This window comes from Streptomyces sp. NPDC092369 (genome assembly GCF_044755245.1).
Lineage (GTDB): Bacteria > Actinomycetota > Actinomycetes > Streptomycetales > Streptomycetaceae > Streptomyces.
This window is the reverse complement of the sequence record NZ_JBIVQP010000008.1, coordinates 260,309-286,698: the sequence shown is the minus strand read 5'-3', so window position 1 is coordinate 286,698 and position 26,390 is coordinate 260,309. Positions and strand designations below refer to the sequence as shown.

Genomic DNA, 26,390 nt, shown 5'->3' with positions numbered 1-26,390 from the left:
ACAGTGCGGGGGAACGGCGGGGTCAGGGGTCGTGCGCCGGAGCCTGCCGGGGGCGGGTGGAGGGGGCGGCGCGTCGATGCGAAGGCGCCGAGGCGAAGACATCGGTAAGAGACGAAGGCGTCAATACGAAGGCGCCGCGCCCCAGTTCCCGGGTCGGTCCGGGAACTGGGGCGCGGCGCCCGTTCGTTGACTGCGGCACGGACCGCCTCAGCGGCCGGCGCCGCCGTCGGCGTTGGGTCCGTCGTAGTCCTCGCCGTAGGCGCCCTTGGCGGGGCGGCGGCGGCGCATGGGCGGCTCGACGCCGTCCGCGAGGCGGCGGGCGGTGAGCAGGAAGCCGGTGTGGCCGATCATCCGGTGGTCCGGGCGGACGGCCAGGCCCTCGACGTGCCAGTTGCGGATCATCGACTCCCAGGCGCTCGGCTCGTTGAAGCTGCCGATCTCGCGGATGGTCTCGACGGTCCGGGCGAGCTGGGTGGTGGTGGCGACGTAGCAGCAGAGGATGCCGCCGGGGACCAGTGCCTTGGAGACGGCCTCCAGGCATTCCCAGGGGGCGAGCATGTCGAGGATGACGCGGTCGACCTCGGTGTCGGAGAGGTTGTCCTGGAGGTCGCCGACGGTGAGCTGCCAGGCGGGGTGCGGGCCGCCGAAGTAGCGCTCCACGTTCTGCTGGGCGATCTCGGCGAAGTCCTCGCGGCGCTCGTAGCTGTGCAGCATGCCCTGGTCGCCGATGGCGCGCAGCAGGAAGCTGCTGAGCGAGCCGGAGCCGACGCCGGCCTCCACGACGCGCGCGCCGGGGAAGATGTCGGCGAAGGCGAGGATCTGCCCCGCGTCCTTCGGGTAGACGACGGCTGCCCCGCGGGGCATGGACAGGACGTAGTCGGGGAGCAGGGGGCGCAGCGCGAGGTAGGCGACGTTACCGGTGGTGCGGACAACGCTGCCCTCGGGTGCGCCGATCAGCTCGTCGTGCGGGAAAGAACCCTTGTGGGTATGGAAGTTCTTTCCGGCCTCGAGCGTGAACGTGTAGTGGCGGCCCTTGGGGTCGGTCAGCTGAACCTGGTCCCCGACCTTGAAGGGCCCGCGCCTGCGGGCGGCACCGGTCGGTTCGGACATGTGACCACCCTACCGGCGTTTAGGGCGTCGGCCGACCACGGGATGGAGCACCGCTCTCCTAAAGCGGGTGTGTCAGTTGGGCCGGGCCATCGCCTTCACGAACGCGCGCTCGACGTCCGCCGCCGACAGGACGCCGTAGATCTCGCCGGTCTCCTCGACCACCAGGTACTCGGTGGCCGGGGTGGCGCGCAGGGCGTCCAGGAGGTCCTCGCCGGCCAGTTCGGCCGAGACGCGCATGCCGTCGGTGAGGTCCTGGGCCAGTCCGCTGACGGCGACCCAGGGGCGGCGGTGTTCCGGTACGCCGACGATGGCGGCCTCGCGGACGAGGGAGAGGGGCGTGCCCTCGGGGTCGACGACGACCAGGGCGCGGGCGCCGGCGGAGTTGGCGCGGCGGAGGGCCTCGGAGAGCGGGGTGTTGGTCTCGACGGGGACGGCGCGGCGGGTGAGGTTGCGGGCGCGCAGTTCGGGGAGGTGTTCGCGCAGTCGGGCCATCCGCAGGCTGTTGCCGGCGCCGGTCCAGATGATCGCGGCGAGGATCGCGGCGAGCAGGGCGTCGGTGACGGTGTCCATGCCGACGTTGTCCTCGGCGGTGGAGCCGAGCGCGCCGGACTGGGTGAGCAGCGGGAGGCCGATGAGGACGGAGACGGCGAGGGCGCGGCCGACCCAGGCGGCGGCGATGGTACCGCTCATCGGGCGACCGGTGATCTTCCAGACGACGGCGCGCAGCATGCGGCCGCCGTCGAGGGGCAGGCCCGGCAGGAGGTTGAAGGCGGCCACGATGAGGTTGGAGACCATCAGGCCGGCCAGCAGGACGCCGGGGACGGTGCCGGGCTCCACGGGCTGCATCGCGAGGTAGAAGATGCCGGACAGGACGAGGGAGAGGAGCGGGCCGACGAAGGCCAGCACGAACTCCCTGCCCGGGGTCTCGGCTTCCTTCTCGATCTCGGAGACGCCGCCGAAGAACTGGAGCTGGATGCGGCGGACCGGGAGTTTGAAGCGCAGTGCGGCGACCGTGTGGGCCAGTTCGTGGATGAGGACCGAGGCGTAGAAGGCGACCGCGAAGAAGAGGGAGACAAGGTAGCGGGCGGCGCCGAGTTCGGGCAGCACGCGGTCGAGCTGGCCGCCGAACACCCAGGTGATCAGGGCGGCGACGAGGAACCAGCTGGGCGCCACGTAGACCGGCACACCGAAGGGCCGTCCCATCAGCAGGCCGCCACGGGGTTCGGGGCGCTGCGGCGGACGCTGCTTGGCGCCACCGGAGCGGGCAAGCCTGCGGTTGCCGTCGGCGACGGGCGTGGGGGTGGTGGGGTGGTCGTCGTCGTGCGGGTAGGCAGGAATCGCCGTCGGGACGTCGGCAGGGGCCTCGGGGTGGCCGCCGGTCGCGGGGGTCTCGCCGGGTGCGGGCTCACGGTCGTCGGGCACCGCGGCGGGCTCGTCGGGCACGGGCGCGTGGCCGTCGGCCGCGGAAGGACTGCCGTCGGCTGCGGAGGGGGTGCCACCGGAGGCGGAAGGGTTGCCACCGGAGGCGGAGGGGTTGTTTCCGGCCGCGGAGGGACTGCCACCGGAGGTGGAGGGGTTGCTTCCGGCCGCGGAGGGGCTGCCACCGGAAGCCGAGGAGCTGCCGTCAGGCGTCAGCGCACGCTCACCGGACGCTTCGGCGTGCGCGCCGGAGAAGAGGGGACGGTCACCGGACACGGAAGCGCCGTCATCGGAACCGCCCCCCGAGACCGGCACAGCCTCGGCGGGTGTGCCCGGGACGGGAGCGGGGTCGAGGGGCGTGGAAGCGTTGCCGTCGCGGCTGACGCCCGATGTGGGGTCGCCCTCGGCAGAGGCCGGTTCGCTCGGGGCGTCGGTCTCGGCGTCGGCTTTGTCGCGGGACGGGACGGGACGGCGTAGGTCCGTGGGGCGGTCGTCGGCCGGGCCGGCCGGGGCCGCAGGGCTCGCGTGGTGGTCGGCCGACTCGTCGGTGCCGGACCGCGGCTGCCCGCTCCCGCCGCTCTCGTCCACGATGTCCCCTCGTTCGAAGCGTCTTCCGAGCCTGTCGGCCGGAAGGGTCTCGGGTCGATGGTATGCGGCAGTCGCGGCGCGTTCCGCCCCGGCACCCCCTGAGTTTCCCCACCTGTCGCAGCCGTTGCGGCCATCGCGGGGTCACTGTCAGTGGCGGGCCGTAAGGTCTGGAGGCATGGAGACGAGCACGGAGGACACGGCGCCGGCCCTCAGCGGGGGTGCCCCGCAGGGGGATTCACCGGTCGCGGCCGAGTCGGCGGGGACGGTGGCGGTCGAGTCGGCGAGCGCGGTGGCGGTCGGGAGCGGGACCGCGAGTGGGAGCGGGGAGACCGTCGACGTGATCGGCGCCGGCGGCCCGGACGCCGTCGTGGCCCCCGTCGCCATAGCGCCCGCCAGCCTCTCCCCCTCCCGGGCCGGCGACTTCATGCAGTGCCCCTTGCTCTACCGGTTCCGTGTCATCGACCGGCTGCCCGAGAAGCCGAGCGAGGCGGCGACCAGGGGCACCTTGGTGCACGCGGTGCTGGAGCGGCTCTTCGACGCGCCGGCCACGGAGCGGACGGCGCCGCGGGCCAAGTCCCTCGTCCCGGGGCAGTGGGACCGGCTGCGCGAGAGCAGGCCCGAGGTGGTGGAGCTGTTCGCGGACGACCCCGACGGGGAGCGGCTGGCGCGCTGGCTGGGTGAGGCCGAGCAGTTGGTCGAGCGGTGGTTCACGCTGGAGGACCCGACGCGTCTGGAGCCCGCCGAGCGGGAGCTGTTCGTCGAGACGGAGCTGGACTCGGGGCTGAAGCTGCGCGGGATCATCGACCGGGTCGACGTGGCGCCCACGGGCGAGGTGCGGATCGTCGACTACAAGACGGGCAAGGCGCCCCGCCCGGAGTACGCGGAGGGCGCTCTGTTCCAGATGAAGTTCTACGCCCTGGTGGTGTGGCGGCTGAAGCAGGTCGTCCCGCGTCGGCTCCAGTTGGTGTACCTCGGCAGCGGGGACGTGCTGACCTACGATCCCGTCCCCGCCGACCTGGAGCGGGTGGAGCGCAAGCTGCTCGCGCTGTGGGAGGCGATCAGGCTGGCGACGGAGACGGGCGAGTGGCGACCGCGTCCGACGAAGCTGTGCGGCTGGTGCGATCATCAGGCGCACTGTCCGGAATTCGGCGGGACTCCCCCGCCCTATCCGCTGCCGGTGAGGGCGCCCGAGTCCGGTGCCGTCCAACAGGGCAGAATGGGGCCGGACTAGCGAAGGAGACTTACGTGGCCATCCGCGTCCTACTCGTCGACGACCAGCCGCTGCTGCGTACCGGCTTCCGGATGATTCTGGAAGCCGAGCAGGACCTCGCGGTCGTCGGCGAGGCCGGAGACGGCCTGCAGGCCCTCGACCAGGTCCGGGCCCTGCAGCCCGACGTGGTCCTGATGGACATCCGGATGCCCCGGATGGACGGCGTGGAGGCGACCCGGCAGATCACCGGACCGGGGCGGGACGGCCCGGCGAAGGTGCTGGTCCTGACCACCTTCGACCTCGACGAGTACGTGGTGGAGGCACTGCGCGCGGGCGCCAGCGGTTTCCTGCTCAAGGACGCCCCGGCCAATGAACTCGTGCAGGCGATCCGGGTGGTGGCCGCGGGCGAGGCCATGCTCGCGCCGAGCATCACCCGACGGCTGCTCGACAAGTACGCCACCCACCTGCCCTCCGGGGACGAGCCCGTGCCGGACACCCTGCACACGCTCACCGAGCGCGAGGTGGAGGTGCTGAAGCTGGTGGCGCGCGGTCTGTCCAACGCGGAGATCGCGGCCGACCTGTTCGTCAGCGAGACCACCGTCAAGACGCACGTCGGGCATGTGCTGACCAAGCTGGGGCTGCGCGACCGGGTGCAGGCCGCGGTGTACGCGTACGAGAGCGGGCTGGTTCGTCCGGGCGCGCAGTAGGGCTGCGTACGAGACACCTCGTACTCAGCGGTCGCAGGCACGAAGCAGAGGGGCCGTTTCCTCCCGGGAGGAAACGGCCCCTCTGTTCGTGTCTCGCTCAGGTCGGCGTCAGCCGCTCACGCCGCGGCTGAGCTCCCAGAGCTGCAGGGTGGCGGAGGAGTTGAGCACGTAGGCCGTGCCCGTGACGTCGTCGCGGGCGGCGACGTACTGCTTGCCCTGCCACAGCGGGAGGATCGGGACGTCGTCGGCGACGATGTCCTGGATCTCCGTCAGGCTGGTGCCGGCGGCGAGCCGGTCGGCCTCGCGGCGGGACTCCGGGATCAGGTTGTCGATGATCTTGGCGTTCGCGTACGGCGAGTTGAGGAAGTTGTCCTTGTCGAGGAACGGCGCGATGAAGCTGTCCGCGTCCGGGAAGTCGGGGAACCAGCCCATGCCCCAGACGTCGTACGAGCCCTTGCGCTCGGCCGGGACGAAGGTGTCCCAGGCCGCGCCCTTGATGGTGACGTCGAACAGTCCGCTGCTGTTGAGCTGCGTCTGGAGCTGCTCGAACTCCTTCTTGGTGGCCGAGCCGTAGTGGTCGGTCGTGTAGTGCAGGGTCAGCTTGACCGGGGTGGTGATGCTGGCGCCGGTCAGCAGGGCCTTGGCCTTGGAGACGCTCGGGTCGCCGTACTTGTTGAGGAACGAGTTGGAGTGTCCGGTGACGCTCGCCGGAACCAGCGAGTACAGCGGCTCGGCCTGGGAGCCGTAGACCTTGGAGACAAGCTCGGCGCGGTTGATGAGCTGGGCCATCGCCTCGCGGACGGCCTTGGTCTTCACCGTCGGGGCGTTGGTGTTGAAGGCCAGGTAGCGGATCTCCAGGCCGGCCATCTCGACCAGGTCGACGTTGCCGTCGGTCTTCGCGGACAGCTTCTCGATCTGCTGCGGCGTCATGGTGCGGGTCATGACCTGGATGTCGCCCTTGTCGAGGGCGGTGCCCATGCTGTCGGCGTCCTTGAAGGACACCATGTCGACCTTGGAGTTGTTGACCTTCAACGACCCCTTGTAGTTGGGGTTCTTGGTGAAGGTGGCCTTCACGACCTCGTCGTTCTTGACATCGGTCGACAGGGTGTACGGGCCGGAGCCGTCCACCTCGAAGCCGTCGCGCAGCTTGTTCTTCTCGTAGTCGTCGGGGTTGACGATGCCGGCGACCGGGGTCGACAGCTTGTACGGGAAGGTGGCGTCGGCGGTCTTGAGGTGGAAGATGACCTCGTTGTCACCCTGCGTCTCGACGGTGTCGATGGTGGACAGCAGGGCGAAGACGCCGGAGTCGGCCTTGATGGCGCGGGCGCGGTCGATGGAGTACTTCACATCGGCCGCGGTGACCTTGTCGCCGTTGGCGAACTTCAGTCCGTCGCGCAGGGTGCAGGCGTAGCGCTCGTTGCCGCTGTCGGTGAACTCGCAGCTCTGGGCGGCCTCGGGTACCGGGTCGCCGTCGCCCTTCGGCTGCATCATCAGCGTCTGCACGGTCTGGCGCAGCACGTTCCAGCTGCCGACGTCGTAGGCGTAGGCGGGGTCGAACGGTGCCGGCGCGTCCTTCGTGGCGATGAACCGGTCCGTAGTGCCCACGGCGATCGCGTCGCCGCCGCCGCTCCCGCTGTCGGACCCACCACAGGCGGCGAGCACGGGCGCGAGCAGACCGACCACGGCCGGCAGCACCAAAGTCTTGCGGTTCATGCTCGAGTTTCTCCAGGCTGTCGAATCCGTGTACCCGGCATGCAGGGGTGTTGCGGGCGGATCACGGGGTAAGGGCGATGTTCTCGCGATGAGATTAGTCCGCACCAGTATGCGGGTTCACTGTCACCGGAGTTGAGCCCCCATCACGCAGCGAAACCGGTTGCGGACAGACCGAAAACCCGACGGCGGAATGATTAGTGCAGCGTTCCATCAATCGGGACACAAGGGCACGTCGGCGACGCCCGAAACGGGGTGAACAGCACACGCCACCCCGACTGTCGACCCTCGGGAAGGTGGGGAACCTCACATTCCCAATGACCTTGGCGGGTACCGGAATTCGGCCATCCGCCGCGATTCCAATTCCTCCGCACGCGGGCTCGGGGAATTACCGCCGTATCGATGTTGCACGCTGGGTGAACGGCCGACGCATTTCCGTCATCGAGCGGTGATCACTCCGCGCAGAAATGCCAGGTCGACGTCTTCCAGGGAGGACACCACCGTGCGCCCCGCGGCCGGGCCGATGGGGGCCACCGAGGGCACCACGACTACGTGACAGCCCGCCGCCTCGGCCGCGGCGACGCCGGTCGCCGTGTCCTCGACGACGGCGCATCTGGCCGGGTCCACGCCGAGGCCGGCCGCGGCGGCCAGATACGGGTCGGGGTGCGGCTTGGTGCGCGGCACCTCGTCCCCGGCCACCGTCAGCGCGAAGTGATGGGCGCCGAGCGAGGCGATCACGCGGTCGATGATGCGCCGGTGCGAGGCCGAGACGAGGGCCGTGGGGATCTCGTACTCGGAGAGTTCGGCGAGCAGTCTGGCGGCTCCCGGCATCAGCGGCAGGGCGTGTCCGATGCGGTCCTCGAACCCGTCGTTCAGCAGGACGGACAGCTCGGCGAGGGTGATGTCGGCGCCGGTGGCCTCGATCAGGAAGCCGGCGCTGCGGGTCATCGGGCCGCCGACCACGACATGGCGCCAGGAGTCGTCCAGCTGGTGGCCGAGGCGGGCGAAGATCTCCACCTCGACGTCCCACCAGAAGCCCTCGGTGTCCACCAGGGTGCCGTCCATGTCGAGGAGTACGGCCTGCAGGGCTGAGCCTTCGGCCGTACGGGTTCCGAGCGCGGGGACCGTACTGGTCATCCTGGCGCACCTCCTTGAGGGACGATCAGGCCGGCCGCCTCTTTTTCACAGAGAGGCGACCGGCCTGCGGTGGACCGACCAGTATACGACTTGTCCGATCAACGTGCGTTGAAGTACTTCGCCTCGGGGTGGTGGATGACGATCGCGTCCGTGGACTGCTCCGGGTGGAGCTGGAACTCCTCGGACAGGTGGACGCCGATGCGCTCCGGCTGGAGCAGGTCGGCGATCTTGGCCCGGTCCTCCAGGTTCGGACAGGCGCCGTAGCCGAGCGAGAAGCGGGCGCCCCGGTACTTCAGGGCGAACATGTCCTCGACGTCGGTCGGGTCCTCACCGGCGAAGCCCAGTTCCGAACGCACGCGCGCGTGCCAGTACTCGGCGAGCGCTTCGGCCAACTGGACGGACAGGCCGTGCAGTTCGAGGTAGTCGCGGTAGGCGTTGGCCTCGAACATCCGGGCCGTCTCCTCGCCGATGCGGGAGCCGACGGTGACGACCTGGAGGCCGACGACGTCGGGCTCCCCCGCCTCCTCCGGCCGGAAGAAGTCGGCGAGGCAGAGCCGGCGGCCGCGGCGCTGGCGCGGGAAGGTGAAGCGGGTGCGCTCGTTGCCCCGCTCGTCCAGGAGGATCAGGTCGTCGTCCTTGGAGACGCACGGGAAGTAGCCGTAGACGACGGCCGCTTCGAGGAGGTTGTCCGTCTGGAGCCGGTCCAGCAGGCCGCGCAGCCGGGGCCGGCCCTCGGTCTCCACCAGTTCCTCGTACGTCGGACCGTCGCCGGTGCGGGCCTGCTTGAGGCCCCACTGGCCCTTGAACAGCGCGCCCTCGTCCAGCCAGCTCGCGTACTCCTTGAGCTGGATGCCCTTGATGACGCGGGTGCCCCAGAAGGGCGGCTCGGGGATCGGGTTGTCGACGGCGACGTCGGAGCGGACGTGGCCCTCCTCGGGCCGCTCCTCGACCTCCGCGGCGGCGGCGGCCGGGCGCACCCGGCGCTGCTTCAGCTCGGGCAGCGCCACCCCGGGCACACCGCGCTTGACGCCGATCAGCGCGTCCATCAGGCGCAGGCCCTCGAACGCGTCCCGGGCGTAGCGCACTTCGCCCTCGTAGATCTCGTGCAGGTCCTGCTCGACGTAGGCGCGGGTGAGGGCGGCGCCGCCGAGGATGACCGGGAAGTCGGCCGCCATGCCCCGCTGGTTGAGCTCCTCCAGGTTCTCCTTCATGATCACCGTGGACTTGACCAGGAGCCCTGACATGCCGATGACGTCGGCCCGGTGCTCCTCGGCCGCCTCCAGGATCGCGGAGACCGGCTGCTTGATGCCGAGGTTGACGACGGTGTAGCCGTTGTTGGACAGGATGATGTCGACGAGGTTCTTGCCGATGTCGTGCACGTCGCCGCGCACGGTGGCCAGCACGATGGTGCCCTTGCCCTCGGTGTCCGACTTCTCCATGTGCGGCTCCAGATAGGCCACCGCGGTCTTCATGACCTCGGCGGACTGGAGCACGAACGGCAGCTGCATCTGGCCGGAGCCGAACAGCTCGCCGACGACCTTCATGCCGTCCAGGAGCGTGTCGTTGACGATGTCGAGGGCGGGTCGGGTCTCCAACGCCTCGGCGAGGTCGGTCTCCAGGCCGTTCTTCTCGCCGTCGATGATCCGCCGCTTGAGCCGCTCGTCCAGCGGGAGGGCGGCCAACTCCTCGGCGCGGCCCGCCTTCAGGGACTTGGTGGTGGCGCCCTCGAACAGGGCCATCAGCTTCTGCAGTGGGTCGTAGCCCTCGGCGCGGCGGTCGTGGATGAGGTCGAGGGCGGTCTGCACCTCTTCCTCGGTGAACCGGGCGATCGGCAGGATCTTCGACGCGTGCACGATCGCGGAGTCCAGGCCCGCCTTGACGCACTCGTCGAGGAAGACCGAGTTGAGCAGGATGCGGGCGGCCGGGTTGAGGCCGAAGGAGATGTTCGACAGACCCAGCGTGGTCTGCACGTCCGGGTGGCGGCGCTTGAGTTCGCGGATCGCCCCGATGGTGGCGATGCCGTCCTTGCGGGACTCCTCCTGACCGGTGCAGATGGTGAAGGTCAGGGTGTCGATGAGGATGTCCGACTCGTGGATGCCCCAGTTCGTCGTCAGGTCCTCGATGAGCCGCTCGGCGATGGCGACCTTGGTCTCGACGGTACGGGCCTGGCCCTCCTCGTCGATGGTCAGCGCGATCAGCGCGGCACCGTGCTCCTGGGCGAGCTTGGTCACCTTCGCGAAGCGGGACTCGGGGCCGTCGCCGTCCTCGTAGTTGACGGAGTTGATGACCGCGCGGCCACCCAGCTTCTCCAACCCGGCCCGGATGACCGGGACTTCGGTGGAGTCGAGCACGATCGGCAGCGTGGAGGCGGTGGCGAAGCGGCCGGCCAGCTCCTCCATGTCGGCGACACCGTCGCGGCCGACGTAGTCCACGCACAGGTCCAGCATGTGGGCGCCCTCGCGGATCTGGTCGCGGGCCATCTCCACACAGTCGTCCCAGCGGCCGTCCAGCATGGCCTCGCGGAACTTCTTCGAGCCGTTGGCGTTCGTGCGCTCGCCGATCGCCATGTAGGCGGTGTCCTGACGGAACGGGACCGTCTGGTAGAGGGAGGCGGCGCCGGGTTCGGGCTGTGGGTGGCGCTCGGCCGGCACCATACCCCGGACGCGCTCGACGACCTGGCGCAGGTGCTCCGGGGTCGTACCGCAGCAGCCGCCGATCAGAGAAAGGCCGTACTCGCGTACGAAGGTCTCCTGGGCGTCGGCGAGTTCCGGGGGCGTCAGCGGGTAGTGGGCGCCGTCCTTGCCAAGGACCGGGAGGCCGGCATTCGGCATGCAGGACAGCGGGATGCGGGAGTGGCGGGCGAGATAGCGCAGGTGCTCGCTCATCTCCGCCGGGCCGGTCGCGCAGTTCAGGCCGATCATGTCGATGCCGAGCGGCTCCAGGGCGGTGAGCGCGGCGCCGATCTCGGAGCCCAGCAGCATGGTGCCGGTGGTCTCTACGGTCACCGAGACGACGAGCGGGACACTGACGCCGAGCGCGTCCAGGGCTCGCCGGGCGCCCAGCACCGAGGCCTTGGTCTGGAGCAGGTCCTGGGTGGTCTCGACGAGCAGCGCGTCGGCGCCACCGGCGAGCATGCCCTCGGCGTTCCGCTGGTAGGCGTCACGCAGCAGCGTGTACGGGGCGTGGCCCAGCGTCGGCAGCTTGGTGCCAGGTCCCATGGAGCCGAGGACCCAGCGCTGCTGTCCGGTCTCGGCGGTGAACTCGTCGGCGACCTCGCGGGCGATGCGGGCACCGGCCTCGGACAACTCGTACACGCGCTCGGGGATGTCGTACTCGCCAAGCGCGGAGTGATTCGCACCGAACGTGTTCGTCTCGACGCAGTCCACGCCGGCAGCGAAGTACTCCTGGTGAACCGAACGGACGATGTCCGGCCGGGTGATGTTCAGAATCTCGTTGCAGCCCTCGAGGTTCTCGAAGTCCTCAAGAGTGGGGTCCTGGGCCTGCAGCATGGTGCCCATCGCTCCGTCGGCGACCACCACTCGGGTGGCCAGCGCCTCACGGAGCGCGGACACACGGGTCCGGCTGTCGGCGGAAGGGGTCAGTGGCGACGAGGCCATGAAAGGGCTCCCTTTAGGTGCGACGGCTGTCGGCTTTGCGCGGTCCGTGGAACTCTCCGCGGTGGGCGCACCTCGCCAGGGTAACCGGGTCCGCCGCCCCGTGGACGGAGAGTCCACGGGACGGACGAGGATGACCGGCGCGCCACTTGTGGGATACGAGTGACGCGCGGGTGACATACGAGTGACGCGACCGGAACCGACGGACTGTTGGCGGGAGGTCGGCATGGACCGGTAGTGTTCGACATTGCCGAACGGTGGCGGCTACGAAGCACACCGGACGGTCGAGGGGACGGAGGCAGGACGGCGATGGCACGGAACATCCAGTCGCTCGAACGGGCGGCCGCGATGCTGCGCCTGCTCGCGGGCGGCGAGCGGCGGCTCGGCCTCTCGGACATCGCCTCGTCGCTGGGCCTCGCCAAGGGGACCGCGCACGGGATCCTGCGCACCCTGCAGCAGGAGGGCTTCGTCGAGCAGGACGACACCTCCGGGCGCTACCAGCTGGGCGCGGAGCTGCTGCGGCTGGGGACGACCTACCTCGACGTGCACGAGCTGCGGGCGCGGGCGCTGGTGTGGACGGACGACCTGGCCCGGTCCAGCGGCGAGAGCGTCTATCTCGGCGTCCTTCACCAGCACGGCGTACTGATCGTGCACCACGTCTTCCGGCCCGACGACAGCCGGCAGGTGCTGGAGATCGGTGCCATGCAGCCGCTGCACTCCACGGCCCTGGGCAAGGTCCTCGCGGCGTACGACCCGGTGGCGCACAGCGAGGCGCTGGAGGCCGACCGCAAGCCCTTCACGGACCGCACGGTGTCCGAGGCGGCGGACTTCGAGCACATCCTCGACCTCACCCGCGCGCGTGGCTACGCGGCCGACGTGGAGGAGACCTGGGAGGGCGTGGCCTCGGTCGCCGCCCCCATCCACGACCGGCGGCGCATGCCGGTGGGTGCCGTGGGCATCGCCGGCGCGGTGGAGCGGGTGTGCCGGCCCGACGAGCCGGGCGCGCTGCGGCCCGAGCTGATCGCGGCGGTGCGGGACTGCGCCCGCTCGGTCTCCCGCGACCTTGGTGGCGGCCGGTTCTGAGAAGTCGGTGTGAGCTGCCGGAACGCCATTTCGGTGTTCCGGCTTCAGCCATACCCTGAAGTGGACATATGGGGCGACACTTGACAGGTGCCCCACGCCAAGATCGACGGCCCACAGCAATCCATAACGATCGCGGTTTGGACAACACAACCCTTGACGCACGCGTAACGCCGGAGCGAGACTCCCGTCCATCGGTCGACATTGTCGAACACCTACCGGCAATACGCGTTAGAGTGTGACAACGCCAAGGGCCGGTAACGCTCTCACCCCGAGAGCAGCTCGAACTCCCGGAGGGACCCGGGGTTCGGTCCCCTGGACGAAGGACAAAGGAGTCGCGGGTGTCCAGCTCCGACATCTTCATCGGCGAGACCATAGGTACCGCCGTACTCATCCTGCTCGGCGGTGGCGTGTGCGCCGCCGTCACGCTGAAGGCCTCCAAGGCACGTAACGCCGGCTGGCTCGCCATCGCCTTCGGGTGGGGTTTCGCCGTCATGACGGCCGTGTACATCTCGGCACCGCTCTCCGGTGCCCACCTCAACCCGGCCGTGACGCTCGCCCTCGCCATCAAGGACGGCGGCTGGGACAACGTGCCGGTCTACTGGGGCGGACAGCTCCTCGGCGCCATGATCGGCGCGACCCTGGTCTGGGTGGCCTACTACGGCCAGTTCCAGGCGCACCTGACCGACAGGGAGATCGTCGGCGGTCCGGGTGCGCAGGCCACGTCCGCCAAGGCCGTCGAGGCGCAGGAGAAGGGCGCGGGACCGGTCCTGGGCATCTTCTCCACCGGCCCCGAGGTCCGTAACGTGGTGCAGAACCTCGCCACGGAGATCATCGGCACGGTCGTCCTGATCCTCGCCATCCTCACGCAGGGCCTGAACGGCAACGGCGACGGCCTGGGCACCCTGGGCGCCCTGATCACCGCGTTCGTGGTGGTCTCCATCGGTCTGTCGCTCGGTGGCCCCACCGGGTACGCGATCAACCCGGCCCGTGACCTGGGTCCGCGCATCGTGCACGCCCTCCTGCCGCTGCCCAACAAGGGCGGCTCCGACTGGAGCTACGCCTGGATCCCGGTGGTCGGTCCGCTGATCGGAGGCGCGATCGCTGCAGGCATCTACAACGTCGCCTTTGCTTAAGAGCATCGAGTGCACAGCCGCACCGAGCCGTACTCGCTCATCAGCACCGCGCCGTAAGACAGCCGCCCTCCACCCACGGAACCCCAGGAGCACACAGTGACCGACGCGCACACCGCCGGACCGTTCATCGCGGCCATCGACCAGGGCACGACCTCCAGCCGCTGCATCGTCTTCGACCGGGACGGCCGTATCGTCTCCGTCGACCAGAAGGAGCACGAGCAGATCTTCCCGAAGCCGGGCTGGGTCGAGCACAACGCCACCGAGATCTGGACCAACGTCGAGGAGGTCGTCGCCGGGGCCATCCAGAAGGCCGGCATCACCCGCGACGACATCAAGGCCATCGGCATCACCAACCAGCGTGAGACCACGCTGCTGTGGGACAAGAACACCGGTGAGCCCGTCCACAACGCCATCGTCTGGCAGGACACCCGCACCGACGCGCTCTGCAAGGAGCTCGGCCGCAACGTCGGCCAGGACCGCTTCCGCCGCGAGACCGGCCTCCCGCTGGCCTCCTACTTCGCCGGGCCCAAGGCCCGCTGGCTGCTCGACAACGTCGAGGGCCTGCGCGAGCGCGCCGAGGCGGGCGACATCCTCTTCGGCACCATGGACAGCTGGGTCATCTGGAACCTGACGGGCGGGGTGAACGGCGGCCGGCACGTCACCGACGTCACCAACGCCTCCCGCACCATGCTGATGAACCTGCACACCATGCAGTGGGACGAGAAGATCGCCGAGTCCATCGGCGTCCCGCTGAACATGCTCCCGGAGATCCGCTCCTCGGCCGAGGTCTACGGCGAGGTCACCGGCGGCAAGCTGGGCGACCTGCTCGGCGGCATCCCGGTCGCCTCGGCGCTCGGCGACCAGCAGGCGGCCCTGTTCGGCCAGACCTGTTTCGCCGAGGGCGAGGCCAAGTCGACGTACGGCACCGGCACCTTCCTGCTGATGAACACCGGCGAGAAGCCCGTCAACTCCTACAACGGCCTGCTCACCACGGTCGGTTACCGCATCGGCGACCAGAAGGCGGTCTACGCCCTGGAGGGCTCCATCGCCGTCACCGGTTCGCTGGTGCAGTGGATGCGCGACCAGATGGGCCTGATCTCCACCGCCGCCGAGATCGAGACGCTCGCGCTCTCGGTCGAGGACAACGGCGGCGCGTACTTCGTGCCGGCCTTCTCCGGTCTGTTCGCCCCGTACTGGCGCTCCGACGCCCGCGGTGTGATCGCCGGCCTGACCCGGTACGTCACCAAGGCACACCTCGCGCGCGCCGTCCTGGAGGCCACGGCCTGGCAGACCCGTGAGATCACCGACGCCATGACCAAGGACTCCGGCGTCGAGCTCGCGGCCGTCAAGGTCGACGGCGGCATGACCTCCAACAACCTGCTGATGCAGACCCTCGCCGACTTCGTGGACGCCCCCGTGGTGCGCCCGATGGTCGCCGAGACCACCTGCCTCGGTGCCGCCTACGCCGCCGGTCTCGCCGTCGGCTTCTGGACCAGCACCGACGACCTGCGCGCCAACTGGCGCCGGGCCGCCGAGTGGACCCCCAACATGGCCGCGGAGAAGCGCGACCGTGAGTACAAGAGCTGGCTCAAGGCCGTCGAGCGGACCATGGGCTGGCTCGACGACGAGAGCTGAGCACCCCCTCAACAGCTCTGACGAGGAGTAAGAACCCGACATGACCAGTCAGTCCACCCTGCAGTCCGTGCCTGCCCTGGGCACGCGCCCGGCCTCCGGCTCCAACCCGAGCCGCGCCGAGACCCGGGAGCAGCTCGCCAAGGCGTTGTACGACCTTCTCGTCATCGGCGGCGGCATCCTGGGCATCTCCACCGCCTGGCACGCCGCGCAGTCCGGTCTGCGGGTGGCCCTGGTCGACGCCGGCGACTTCGCCGGCGCCACCTCCTCCGCCTCCTCCAAGCTGCTCCACGGCGGTCTGCGCTATCTGCAGACCGGCGCGGTGAAGCTGGTGGCGGAGAACCACTTCGAGCGCCGTGCGGTCTCCCGCCAGGTGGCCCCCCACCTGGCGAACCCGCTCACCTTCTACCTCCCCGTGTACAAGGGCGGGCCGCACGGCGCGGCGAAGCTCGGGGCGGGCGTCTTCGCCTACTCCGCGCTCTCCGCGTTCGGCGACGGCGTCGGCCACCTCCTCTCCCCCGCCAAGGCGGCGCAGGACGTGCCCGAGCTGCGTACCGAGAACCTCAAGGCCGTGGCCGTGTACGGCGACGACCAGATGAACGACGCGCGCATGGCGCTGATGACGGTCCGCGCGGCCGTCGAGTCGGGCGCGGTCGTCCTCAACCACGCCGAGGTCACCGGCCTGCGCTTCACCCGGGGCCGGGTCACCGGCGCCGAGCTGCGCGACCGCGTCTCCGGCGACGAGTTCGGCGTGAACGCCCGGCTGGTGCTGAACGCGACCGGCCCGTGGGTCGACCACCTGCGCAAGCTGGAGGACCCGGACGCGGCCCCCTCCATCCGCCTCTCCAAGGGCGCGCACCTCGTCCTGAAGCGCACCGCGCCCTGGAAGGCCGCGCTGGCGACCCCGATCGACAAGTACCGGATCACCTTCGCGCTGCCGTGGGAGGACATGCTCCTGCTCGGCACCACCGACGAGGAGTTCGAGGGCGACCCCGCCGACGTCTCGGTCACCGAGAAGGACATATCCCAGATCCTGGACGAGGCCGCGTTCTCGGTCCGGGACCAGCAGCTCTCCCGCGACCTGATCACGTACTCCTTCGCGGGCCTGCGCGTGCTGCCGGGCGGGCCGGGCAGCACGGCCAAGGCCAAGCGCGAGACCGTCGTCACGGAAGGCCGCGGCGGGATGCTGTCCGTCGCGGGCGGCAAGTGGACGACCTTCCGGCACATCGGCCGTACCGTCATGAAGCAGCTGGAGTCGCTGCCGGGCGCTCCGCTGGGTGACGACTACGAACCGATCTCGTCGCTGCCGAAGAAGCTGCCGCTGCCTGGTGTGGCCAACCCCCGTGCTGTCGCGCACCGGTTGCTGGTGGACAATCCGGCGCCTGGTCCTCGTATGGCCGCGGACACGGCGAAGCATCTCGCCACGCACTACGGATCGTTGGCCTTCGACATCGCCCGGCTGGCGAACGAGAGCCCTGAGTTGGGCGAGCGGGTACATCCTGACGCGCCGGAGATCTGGGCGCAGGTCGTGTACGCGCGGGACAACGAGTGGGCCGAGACGCCGGATGACGTGCTGCGCAGGCGTACGACGTTGACGATTCGGGGGCTGGCTACGGACGAGGTACGCGCGAAGGTTCAGGATCTGCTCGACAAGAAGTGACGTTGGTGTGGGAAGGGCGGCTCCTCGTCGTGGGGGCCGCCCTTTTCTGCCGGGTGCGGGTTCGTTGTGGCTGGTCGCGCTCACGCGGCGGAGCCGCATATCGATAACAGCCCCGCGCCCCTAGGGTGCTGCCCTGACCGGCGTCAAAGCCTCACCGTTTCTTTCTCTGGAGCCTCCCTCATGCCTCAGGACCTCCTGCCCATCACCCGCGTCCCCCGCACCGGGCTTCCCCCCTGGACCCTGGTGGTCGGTGATCCTGCGCGGGCCGCGCTCGTCGCCGCGCTGCTGGACGGTGCCGTCGAGGTGTCGTACCACCGCGAGTACCGCGTGTTCCGCGGGAGTTGGAAGGGGCTGGGGGTGACCGTGGCCTCGCACGGGGTGGGGGCGCCGGGGGCGGTTCTGCTGTTCCAGGAGCTGGCCGACGCGGGGGTGCGGACCTTTCTGCGGTTCGGTACGGCGGGGGCGATGAAGCCCGGGATCGGTGACGGCGACCTGGTCATCGCGGAGGCGGCCGTGCGGGACGACGGGGTGACGCAGCAATTGCTGCCGCCGGAGTATCCGGCGTACGCCTCCCCCGAGGCGGTGCTGGCCCTGCAGCGGGCCGCGCGCGAGGCGGGTGCCCCGCATCACCGGGGGATCGTGTGGACGCGGGCGGCCTTCCAGCCAGGGCTGATCCCGCTGTTCTCCTACCAGGGCGCCGGCCTTGCCGCGATCGAGATGGAGCTGTCCGCGCTGCTGGTGACGGCGTCGCTGCGCGGGCTCGTGGCCGGCGGGGTCGTCGTCATCGACGGGGCCAATGCCGACGAGCTGGTCGACGAGGACGCCACCGGCGGGTACGACCCGCACCGGGACGTCGTCGCGGCGGGCGTCGAGCGTGGAGCGGTGGTGTCCCTGGAGGCGCTGCGGCTGCTGGCGGAGTCGAACGGGGCCTGAACGGCGACCCGATCGGGGGCCACCTGCGCATTCGGCGTCCCGTTCAGCCCACTGAACCGCCATAATGGCGTAAGACATCGGATGTCTCAACAGGCATGCGGGGACGACTTGGAGGCCGGGCATGGCAGTCACCGACGAGGCGATCGAGAAGATCAAGGGCATGATCGTCTCCGGCGCGCTGCGCCCCGGGGACCGACTCCCCAAGGAGAGCGAACTCGCCGCCGAGCTGGGGCTGTCGCGCAACTCCCTGCGGGAGGCCGTGCGCGCCCTGTCGCTGATCCGCATCCTGGACGTGCGCCAGGGCGACGGCACGTACGTGACCAGCCTGGACCCGCAACTCCTGCTGGAGGCGCTGAGTTTCGTCGTCGACTTCCACCGCGACGACACGGTCCTTGAGTTCCTGGCCGTTCGGCGGATCCTGGAGCCGGCCGCCACCGCCATGGCCGCCACCCGGATCAGCGAGCAGCAACTGGGCGCGCTCTCCGCCCAGTTGGACAAGCTGGGCGACGCGCCGTCGGTGGAGGAGCTGGTCGCCTGCGACCTCGACTTCCACCGGGGCATCGTGCAGAGCTCCGGCAACTCCGTGCTCTGCTCGCTGCTCGACGGACTGTCGGGGCCCACCACCCGGGCCCGTATCTGGCGTGGCCTCACCCAGGAGGACGCGGTCAGCCGCACCCTGCGCGAGCACCGGGCGATCCTGGCCGCCCTGCACGACCGGGACGCGGAGGCGGCGCGCTCGTGGGCGACGGTGCACATCGCGAGCGTGGAGCAGTGGCTGCGCGCCTCGCTGTGAGCGCCCACGGGGCGACGAGGTCGGCCGGACGGGCCCTGGGGCGCCGGGGTGGCCGCGGGTGGCGATCTTGGGTGTTCGAGCGGCTCGGACGGGGCAGTGATCCGTTCACTCCCCCGTGCAAGGGGGCTGCGGGCGCCCCCGCCGCACGCCGTAAGGTTGGGTGGTCAAGCGAGGGCACGTCGGAAGGAGGCCTGGGTGATCGAGCTCGAGGGGGTACCCGAGCTGATCGACCCGGTCATGGTGGCCGCGTTCGAGGGCTGGAACGATGCCGGTGACGCCGCCTCCGCCGCGGTCGCACATCTGGACAGGGAGTGGAAGGGCGAGGTGTTCGCGGCGCTGGACGCCGAGGACTACTACGACTTCCAGGTGAACCGCCCCACGGTGTGGATGGACGCCGGCGTACGCAAGATCACGTGGCCGACGACCCGCCTCTCGGTGGTCCGGATCGGCGGCGAGAAGCCGCGTGACCTGGTGCTCGTGCGCGGGATCGAACCGTCGATGCGCTGGCGTTCGTTCTGCAACGAGCTGCTGGGCTTCGCGCACGAGCTGGGCGTGGAGCTGGTCGTCATCCTCGGCGCGCTGCTCGGTGACACCCCGCACACACGTCCGGTCCCGATCAGCGGCACCACGTCCGACGCGGACCTGGCGCAGCGGATGGACCTGGAGGAGACCAAGTACGAGGGCCCCACGGGCATCGTCGGCGTCCTCCAGGAGGCCTGCACGCACGCGGGCGTACCGGCGGTGAGTCTGTGGGCGGCCGTACCGCACTACGTGTCGCAGCCGCCGAACCCGAAGGCGACGCTGGCGCTGCTCAACCGCCTGGAGGACCTGATCGACGTGCGCATCCCGCTGGGCGAACTGCCCGAGGACGCGCGCGCCTGGCAGGTCGGCGTGGACCAGCTGGCCGCCGAGGACAGCGAGGTCGCCGAGTACGTCCAGACGCTGGAGGAGGCCCGGGACACCGCGGAGCTGCCGGAGGCGTCGGGCGAGGCGATCGCCCGTGAGTTCGAACGGTATCTGCGGCGCCGGGACGGTTCCGGTCCGGGCGGTGCCGGCGGGCACGCCACGGAGGGCGGGGACGGTCCGGCACCGGGCACGTACCGGCGGGACAACCCCAGCGGGCGCACCCGGCCACCGAAACCACCCAAACCGGATACCGAGGACGACGATTCCTCGGAGGAATGAACGAGAGGGCGGTGCGCGATGCGCACCGCCCTTCTTCATGTGCCGTGGGTCTTCACGAGCTTTTTCAGGTACACGAGGGTCTTCACGTGACGGGGGAAGGGGGCCGCATCCGATGAGCGAGCAGGTACAGCGGGCGGGGGATCCGGGCGAGGGTTGGGGGCCGGGGCCCGACGGAGCGGGGTTCGCGTACCGGGGTGCCGAGCCGGAGCTGATCGTCGTCGCCCGGCCGGAGGCCGGTCTGCGGGCCGGGGCCGAGGGCGTCCGCTCGGCCGTCGACGTCGACGTGTCGGCGCTCGATCTGTTCCTCGCCGAGGAACGGCTCGTGCTGGAGCCGCTGTTCGGCAGCGAGGTGCGCCTCCGGACGACGGACGCGGCGGACGACGGGCCCGACCTCGCGCAGTTCTACCGGTTGCGCGGCGGCGAGGGGCGCGCCCGTGAACTGCGGGCGCGGATCGCCGCGTTGCCGGGGATAGCGACGGCCTACGTGAAGCCCGGCGCCGTGCCCGCCACGGTGGCCGACGACGACCGCGGCCTCACGGCAGACACCCCGGTCACGCCCGACTTCACCGGCCGGCAGGGCTATCTGCGCCCGGCGCCCGAGGGGACGGACGCCCACTGGGCCTGGCAGCGGCCCGGCGGGTCGGGGCAGGGGGTGACCGTCATCGACGTGGAAGGCGCCTGGCAGTTGGGGCACGAGGATCTGGCCGGGCGGCGGCTCGCCGGGGTCGTGATCGGCACCCCGCTGGCCGACCTCGCGTGGCGCAACCACGGCACCGCCGCGATCGGGGTGATCGGCGGCGACCGGGGCGAGTCCGGGGTCACGGGGATCGTGCCGGAGGCGGTCACCGCCGCCGCGTCCGTCCAGGGCATCGGCACGGCGGCGGCGATCCGCGCGGCGGCCGACCGGCTCGGCCCGGGAGACCTCGTACTGGTCGAACTCCACCGCCCCGGACCGCGCTTCGAGTACGCCGAACGCGAGGACCAGCGCGGCTACTTGGCGATCGAGTGGTGGCCGGACGACTACGCGGCCGTCCGCTACGCGACCGCCAGAGGCGTCCTGGTGGTGGCAGCGGCGGGCAACGGCGGCGAGTCGCTCGACGACGCGCTGTACGAGCGCCGCCCCGACGAATTCCCCGAGTGGTGGCGCAACCCGTTCAACCCCGTCCACCGCTCCTCCGGGGCCGTCCTGGTCGGCGCGGGCGCGCCGCCGCCCGGCACGCACGGGCGCGACCACGGCCCGGACCGGTCACGCCTGGCGTTCTCCAACTACGGCGCCCGCGTGGACGCGCAGGGCTGGGGCCAGGAGGTCACCACCACCGGCGGCTCCTGGGAGGGGCCCGGCGACCTTCAGGGCGGGCCCGAGGAGATCGCCTGGTACACGGACAGGTTCTCCGGTACCTCCGCCGCGTCCCCGGTGGTGGCCGGCGCGCTGGCCGCGCTGCAGGGCATGCTCAAGGCCGCAGCCCGGCCACCGATGACCCCGGAACGGGCCCGCGCGGTCCTACGGGCCTCGGGTTCCCCGCAGCAGGACGCGCCGGGCCGGCCCGCATCGCAGCGGATCGGCAACCGGCCCGACATCAAGGCGGCGGTCGGCCAGTTGCTGCCGCACGCCGTCGGCTCCGGCCAAGCCGAGAGGTACTGGGACGAGTTGCTGCCGTACCCGCCCGAACTCCCGCCCAGGCTCCGCCTGTTCGTGGCCGGCGCCTGGCGCAGCCTCAACCGCCCCTCCCCCGAGATCCGCCAGGCGGTGCACTCCGCCTTCGCGAGCGGACGGCCCGATGTCCGGGTGTGGTTCTCGGACGACGAGATCGTCGGGCTGGTCGTGACGGGGTGACGCGCCCGGGTGCTTGACGCACTCCTGCTGCTTGAGATGACAAAGGGGCGGCTCCCCGCTCGCGAGGAACCGCCCCTGTCTGCCGACCCGTTGCTAGAGCGCCACGCCCAACAGGGCGTCCACCGCACGCGATACGACACCGGGGGCGCCCTCGTCGCTGCCGCCGCGGTCCCGCTGCAGGGCCGCCCAGCGGTCGACCGCGGCGAGCGCGGCCGGGGCGTCGAGGTCGTTGGCGAGGGCCTCGCGGAGCTCCTCGACGAGCCGCTCGGCGGGCGGGCCGTCGGGACGGGAGACGGCGGCGCGCCAGCGGGCCAGCCGGGCCTCGGCCTCGGGAAGGACCTGGTCGGTCCACTCCCAGTCGGCGCGGTAGTGGTGGGCGAGCAGGGCGAGCCGGATGGCGGCGGGGTCGACGCCTGCGCGGCGCAGCGCGGAGACGAAGACCAGGTTGCCCTTGGACTTGGACATCTTCTCGCCGTCGAGCGCGACCATGCCGGCGTGCACGTACGCCTTGGCCATCGGGAACTCGCCGGTCAGCACCTGGGCGTGCGAGGCGCCCATCTCGTGGTGCGGGAAGGCGAGGTCGGAGCCGCCGCCCTGGACGTCGAAGCCCATGCCGAGGTGGTCGAGGGCGATGGCGACGCACTCGATGTGCCAGCCCGGCCGGCCGCGGCCGAGCGAACCGCCGTCCCAGCTGGGCTCGCCCTCGCGGGCGGCCAACCACAGCATCGGGTCGAGGGGGTTCTTCTTGCCGGGTCGCTCGGGGTCGCCGCCGCGCTCGGCGGACAGCAGCCGCATGGCGGCCGCGTCGAGGTTCGAGACCTTGCCGAAGTGAGGGTCGGACTCGACGGAGAAGTAGACGTCGCCTTCGAGTTCGTAGGCCGCGCCGGCGTCCCGCAGCCGCTCGACGAGCGGGACGATGCCGGGTATCGCCTCGACCGCGCCGATGTAGTGCTGCGGGGGCAGCATCCGCAGGGCGGTCATGTCCTCGCGGAAGAGGGCCGTCTCCTGCTCGGCGAGGGCGGTCCAGTCGACGTCGTCGCGCTGGGCCCGCTCCAGGAGCGGGTCGTCGATGTCGGTCACGTTCTGGACGTAGTGAACCTGGCGCTTGGTGTCGAGCCACACGCGCTGCACGAGGTCGAACGCGTTGTAGGTCGCCGCGTGTCCCATGTGGGTGGCGTCGTAGGGCGTGATGCCGCAGACGTAGATACGGGCGACGGGACCGGGGTCGAGGGTGACGAGGCCGCCGGTCGCGGTGTCGTGGATCCTCAGGTCGCGGCCCTGACCAGGCAGGGCGGGGACCTCGGAAGCGGGCCAGGCATGCATGTCATGAGCCTAACCGGACGGATGTTCCGTATACGAACCGGACCGGGCCGGAAGGCCGGTAAGGCCTTCTTGCGCGGTACGGCCCGTTGTGCAGCGGGAGGTGGTGTGCGAGGGGGCGCTAGACGGGCGGCCAGGGGATGGCCGGCCATTCGCCGCTGGGCTCGGGGTGCTTGCCTGAGGTCAGCAGGTCGTCCACGCGCGCGCGGGTGGCGTCGAGTTCGGCCGCGGTGATCAGTCCGGTGAGCCGCTCGGTGAGCGCTCCCGACGCTCCCAGCGCCTCCTGGAGGCCCTTGAGGACGTCGACGGCCTCTGCGGTCAGCGGCTCCCCCGCCCAGCCCCACAGCAGGGTGCGCAGCTTGTTCTCGGTGTTGAAGGTCACGCCGTGATCGATGCCGTAGAGCCGGCCGCCGCTCGTGGGCAGCAGGTGCCCGCCCTTGCGGTCGGCGTTGTTGATGACCGCGTCCAGGACCGCGAGCCGACGCAGCCGCTCGTCGTCGGCGTGCACGAGCAGCGCGGTCTCGCCCTCGCCGACCTCCGCGAGGCCGATCGCCTTCCAGCCCGGCGCCGGTTCCTCCGTGTCGACCAGGGCCAGCAGGTCGGAACCCGCCTCGCCCTCGATCCACAGCTGGCACATGCCCTCACCGAAGGGTCCGTCGCGCAGCACGGTGAGGGGCACCAGGCCCCAGCCGGTGGCCTCGGAGACCTCGTACGCGGCGACCTCGCGCTGGGCGAGCGTGCCGTCGGGGAAGTCCCACAGGGGACGCTCACCGCGGACCGGCTTGTAGACGCAGGTGGCCTCCGCCCCCTCGTGGGAGACGGCGCAGTACAGCACCGCGTTGGACGCTTCCCTGATCTGCCCGCGGACCGTCAGCTCGCCCCGGGTCAGCAGCTCTGCCGTGCTCACGCTCCGCGGCGGTATCCGTTCTGGCGCGGACATACGTGTCCTTCCGGGTCGAGCGGGAGACTGCACAGCGGGCACGGCGGCCGCCCGGCGTTGACGACGTCCAGGGCGCGCTTGGTGAAGGCCCTGGCCTGCGCGCCGGTCAGCCGGACCCGCAGCATCGGGGGGCCGTTCTCCTCGTCCTGGAGGAGGCGCTCCTCGGCCTCGGCGAGGTCCTCCTCGGAGTCGGCGTCCAGCTCCACCAGGGCCTGCGCCTCGACGATCATGCGCTCGCCCTCGCCGTCCCAGGCCAGGGCCATGGTGCCGACCCGGAACTCCTCCTCGACGGGGGTGTCCAGGGGGGCGGAGTCGGAGATCTCGGTGGGCACCACGGCCGGAACCGGGGCGTTGCCGCCACTGCGCCGTACGACCTCGTCGAGCAGTTCTTCCATGCGCTCGGCGAGGGCGGCGACCTGCGTCTTCTCCAGGGCCACGCTGGTCACCCGGGGGCCTGCGGTGGCCTGGAGGAAGAACGTACGGCGTCCGGGCAGTCCGACCGTACCGGCCACGAAGCGGTCCGGAGGGTCGTAGAGGAACACCTGACGGGACACGTCCTGTCTCCTGGAATCGGGGATCGACAAAGGGACCGGCGCTATTGCGACCGCTTCACCCTACTGCGCCCGACGATCACGGTGCGCCCGCACCGCCCCCGACCGGGGCGTCGTCGGCCGGCGGCTCCTCGCGCGGCACCAGGGAGGTGAAATCACCGGTGTCACCGAGGCGCACGAGAAAGGGCCTCAGGCGTGTGTAACGGATCGCGGTGATGGAACACGGTTCAACGGAGATCCTTTGGAAGAGGTCGAGATGAAGTCCGAGTGCGTCCGCAACAAGAGACTTGATGATGTCGCCGTGCGAGCACATCAGATACACGGCGTCGGGGCCGTGATCGCGCTCCACGCGCGCGTTCCACTCACGTACCGCCTCGGCGGCGCGGGTCTGCATGGCCCGCATCGACTCGCCGCCGGGGAACGCGGCGGCCGTCGGGTGCGCCTGGACGACCTGCATCAGGGGTTCGTCCATGAGTTCGGCGAGCTTGCGGCCGGACCAGTCGCCGTAGTGGCACTCCCCGATCCGCTCCTCGGTGTGGACGGTGACGTCCGGGCGGGCCGCCAGCAGCGGGGCGAGCGTCTCCTGGCAGCGCTGCAGCGGGCTGGTGACGATCTCGGAGAGCGGCAGCTCGGCGAGGCGGCCTGGCAGCGCGGCCGCCTGCGCGGCCCCGCGCTCGTCGAGCGCGACGCCGGGCGTCCAGCCGGCGAGCACCCCTTCGGTGTTGGCGGTGGAACGTCCGTGCCGGACCAGGATCAACGTGGGCATGCGGCCCAGGGTAGGCACACCACCGGATGCGGTGGAGTGCGAGCGACGGGAGAATACGCTCCGTGATCGTCGACTGTGGCATCTACCGCGACGGACAACGTACGGAAGGCCCCGCGGACCTCTCGGACGCCCTGGCCGAGGCGCGGGCCAGGGGCGGCTTCGTGTGGATCGGGCTGCACGAGCCCTCGGAGCAGGAATTCGACCTGGTCACCCAGGAGTTCGGGCTGCATCCCCTCGCCGTCGAGGACGCCCTGAAGGCACATCAGCGACCCAAGCTGGAGGTCTACGACGACTCGCTGTTCCTGGTGCTCAAGCCGGTTGTCTACGAGCAGGAGAGCGACCGGGTCTCCAGCGGCGAGGTCATGGTCTTCCTCGGCGACTCCTTCGTGGTGACCGTCCGGCACGGCGAGGGCTCCCCGCTCAAGGCCGTACGGGAGCGGCTGGAGCACGAGCCCGAGATGCTCCACAAGGGACCCACCGCGGTGCTGTACGCGATCGCCGACAACGTCGTCGACCACTACCTGGAGGTCGCCACCGAGCTGCAGACCGACCTGGAGGAGCTGGAGGCGGAGGTGTTCTCGCCGGATCTCGGGGGCTCGCGCAACACGGCGTCCAGGATCTACACGTTCAAGCGGCAGGTGCTGGAGTTCCGCCGGGCGACCGGGCCGCTGGCGCTGCCGCTGACGCGGCTGGCGGGGTTCGGGCAGTCCGGTCTGTCGGTGCCCTTCATCAACGAGAAGGCGCGGCCCTTCTTCCGGGACGTCAACGACCACCTCACGCGCGTGAACGAGTCCGTGGAGGGCCTGGACCGGCTGGTCTCGGACGTCCTGTCGGCGCATCTCGCGCAGATGAGCGTCCGGCAGAACGACGACATGCGGAAGATCTCCGCGTGGGCGGCCATGGCCGCGATCCCCACGATGATCGCGGGGATCTACGGCATGAACTTCGACCACATGCCCGAGCTGCACTGGCTGTGGGGTTATCCGGCCGTCATCGCGGTCATGGCCGCCCTGGAGGTGCTGCTGTACCGGCAGTTCAAGAAACGGGGCTGGTTGTAGGGCGGGA

General features: G+C 70.7%; 20 protein-coding genes. 11 read left to right on the top strand and 9 right to left on the bottom strand.

The features are described from left to right. Positions 1 to 207: 207 nt before the first annotated feature. Complete coding sequence (locus ACIQI8_RS39235; RefSeq protein ID WP_402362015.1) at positions 208 to 1,110, bottom strand: tRNA (adenine-N1)-methyltransferase; 903 nt, start codon at positions 1,108 to 1,110, stop codon at positions 208 to 210. Between the two features lie 72 nt (positions 1,111 to 1,182). Further along, the gene (locus ACIQI8_RS39230) at positions 1,183 to 3,117 is read right to left on the bottom strand and encodes a site-2 protease family protein (RefSeq protein ID WP_402362012.1); all 1,935 of its coding nucleotides are present in this window, start codon (positions 3,115 to 3,117) and stop codon (positions 1,183 to 1,185) included. A gap of 175 nt (positions 3,118 to 3,292) precedes the next feature. Between ACIQI8_RS39230 and ACIQI8_RS39225 the strand changes: the two genes are divergently transcribed. Further along, a complete protein-coding gene (locus ACIQI8_RS39225; protein ID WP_402362009.1) occupies positions 3,293 to 4,348 on the top strand; it encodes a RecB family exonuclease in 1,056 nt (351 codons plus the stop codon). Between the two features lie 14 nt (positions 4,349 to 4,362). Then, entirely contained in the window at positions 4,363 to 5,034 is a 672-nt protein-coding gene (locus tag ACIQI8_RS39220) for a response regulator transcription factor (RefSeq protein ID WP_058926326.1), read from the top strand. Positions 5,035 to 5,142: 108 nt separating this feature from the next. On the opposite strand, the gene ACIQI8_RS39215 is transcribed toward ACIQI8_RS39220, so the two are convergent. The 3 genes from ACIQI8_RS39215 to metH all read right to left on the bottom strand — a co-directional run bounded on the left by ACIQI8_RS39215 (position 5,143) and on the right by metH (position 11,498). Continuing rightward, a complete protein-coding gene (locus tag ACIQI8_RS39215) occupies positions 5,143 to 6,747 on the bottom strand; it encodes an ABC transporter substrate-binding protein (RefSeq protein WP_402362006.1) in 1,605 nt (534 codons plus the stop codon). A 435-nt stretch (positions 6,748 to 7,182) separates the two neighbouring features. Further along, positions 7,183 to 7,881, bottom strand: coding sequence for an HAD family hydrolase (locus tag ACIQI8_RS39210; protein WP_402362003.1), 699 nt, complete (start codon positions 7,879 to 7,881; stop codon positions 7,183 to 7,185). Positions 7,882 to 7,979: 98 nt separating this feature from the next. Then, a complete protein-coding gene (metH, locus tag ACIQI8_RS39205) occupies positions 7,980 to 11,498 on the bottom strand; it encodes a methionine synthase (RefSeq protein WP_402362000.1) in 3,519 nt (1,172 codons plus the stop codon). Positions 11,499 to 11,804: 306 nt separating this feature from the next. On the opposite strand from metH, the gene ACIQI8_RS39200 reads away from it, so the two are divergent. From ACIQI8_RS39200 to ACIQI8_RS39165, 8 genes are all read left to right on the top strand, one after another. Next, positions 11,805 to 12,578 (top strand): IclR family transcriptional regulator, encoded by a 774-nt coding sequence (locus tag ACIQI8_RS39200; RefSeq protein WP_402361997.1) that lies wholly within the window; start codon positions 11,805 to 11,807, stop codon positions 12,576 to 12,578. A 338-nt stretch (positions 12,579 to 12,916) separates the two neighbouring features. Beyond that, positions 12,917 to 13,711: an MIP/aquaporin family protein gene (locus ACIQI8_RS39195; protein ID WP_402361994.1), complete on the top strand. Its 795-nt coding sequence runs from the start codon at positions 12,917 to 12,919 to the stop codon at positions 13,709 to 13,711. 96 nt (positions 13,712 to 13,807) lie between these two features. Further along, positions 13,808 to 15,346: a glycerol kinase GlpK gene (gene glpK, locus ACIQI8_RS39190; protein WP_124002682.1), complete on the top strand. Its 1,539-nt coding sequence runs from the start codon at positions 13,808 to 13,810 to the stop codon at positions 15,344 to 15,346. A 40-nt stretch (positions 15,347 to 15,386) separates the two neighbouring features. Next, positions 15,387 to 17,003 carry an FAD-dependent oxidoreductase gene (locus tag ACIQI8_RS39185; protein WP_402361991.1) on the top strand — a complete coding sequence of 539 codons (1,617 nt, stop codon included), beginning with the start codon at positions 15,387 to 15,389 and terminating at the stop codon, positions 17,001 to 17,003. 180 nt (positions 17,004 to 17,183) lie between these two features. Continuing rightward, complete coding sequence (locus ACIQI8_RS39180) at positions 17,184 to 17,936, top strand: nucleoside phosphorylase (RefSeq protein ID WP_402361988.1); 753 nt, start codon at positions 17,184 to 17,186, stop codon at positions 17,934 to 17,936. 121 nt (positions 17,937 to 18,057) lie between these two features. After that, a complete protein-coding gene (locus ACIQI8_RS39175) occupies positions 18,058 to 18,729 on the top strand; it encodes a FadR/GntR family transcriptional regulator (protein WP_402361985.1) in 672 nt (223 codons plus the stop codon). Between the two features lie 195 nt (positions 18,730 to 18,924). Beyond that, positions 18,925 to 19,914 carry a PAC2 family protein gene (locus ACIQI8_RS39170; protein WP_402361982.1) on the top strand — a complete coding sequence of 330 codons (990 nt, stop codon included), beginning with the start codon at positions 18,925 to 18,927 and terminating at the stop codon, positions 19,912 to 19,914. A 112-nt stretch (positions 19,915 to 20,026) separates the two neighbouring features. Then, positions 20,027 to 21,748 carry a S8 family peptidase gene (locus tag ACIQI8_RS39165; protein WP_402361979.1) on the top strand — a complete coding sequence of 574 codons (1,722 nt, stop codon included), beginning with the start codon at positions 20,027 to 20,029 and terminating at the stop codon, positions 21,746 to 21,748. A gap of 93 nt (positions 21,749 to 21,841) precedes the next feature. Here the strand turns inward: ACIQI8_RS39165 and mshC are convergent, their stop codons facing one another. The 4 genes from mshC to ACIQI8_RS39145 form a co-directional block, all read right to left on the bottom strand. Further along, positions 21,842 to 23,071, bottom strand: a complete 1,230-nt coding sequence (gene mshC, locus ACIQI8_RS39160) for a cysteine--1-D-myo-inosityl 2-amino-2-deoxy-alpha-D-glucopyranoside ligase (protein WP_402361976.1) — start codon at positions 23,069 to 23,071, stop codon at positions 21,842 to 21,844. 118 nt (positions 23,072 to 23,189) lie between these two features. Next, a complete protein-coding gene (locus ACIQI8_RS39155) occupies positions 23,190 to 24,008 on the bottom strand; it encodes an SCO1664 family protein (RefSeq protein ID WP_402361973.1) in 819 nt (272 codons plus the stop codon). Next, positions 23,972 to 24,562 carry a DUF3090 domain-containing protein gene (locus ACIQI8_RS39150; protein WP_124002674.1) on the bottom strand — a complete coding sequence of 197 codons (591 nt, stop codon included), beginning with the start codon at positions 24,560 to 24,562 and terminating at the stop codon, positions 23,972 to 23,974. The genes ACIQI8_RS39155 and ACIQI8_RS39150 overlap by 37 nt, the downstream gene beginning before the upstream one ends. 76 nt (positions 24,563 to 24,638) lie before the next feature. After that, positions 24,639 to 25,325, bottom strand: a complete 687-nt coding sequence (locus ACIQI8_RS39145) for a histidine phosphatase family protein (RefSeq protein ID WP_124002673.1) — start codon at positions 25,323 to 25,325, stop codon at positions 24,639 to 24,641. Between the two features lie 62 nt (positions 25,326 to 25,387). Here ACIQI8_RS39145 and corA point away from each other — a divergent pair, with 62 nt between their 5' ends. Continuing rightward, on the top strand, positions 25,388 to 26,383 hold the full coding sequence (gene corA / locus ACIQI8_RS39140) for a magnesium/cobalt transporter CorA (RefSeq protein ID WP_402361969.1): 996 nt from the start codon (positions 25,388 to 25,390) through the stop codon (positions 26,381 to 26,383). Positions 26,384 to 26,390 lie beyond the last annotated feature (7 nt).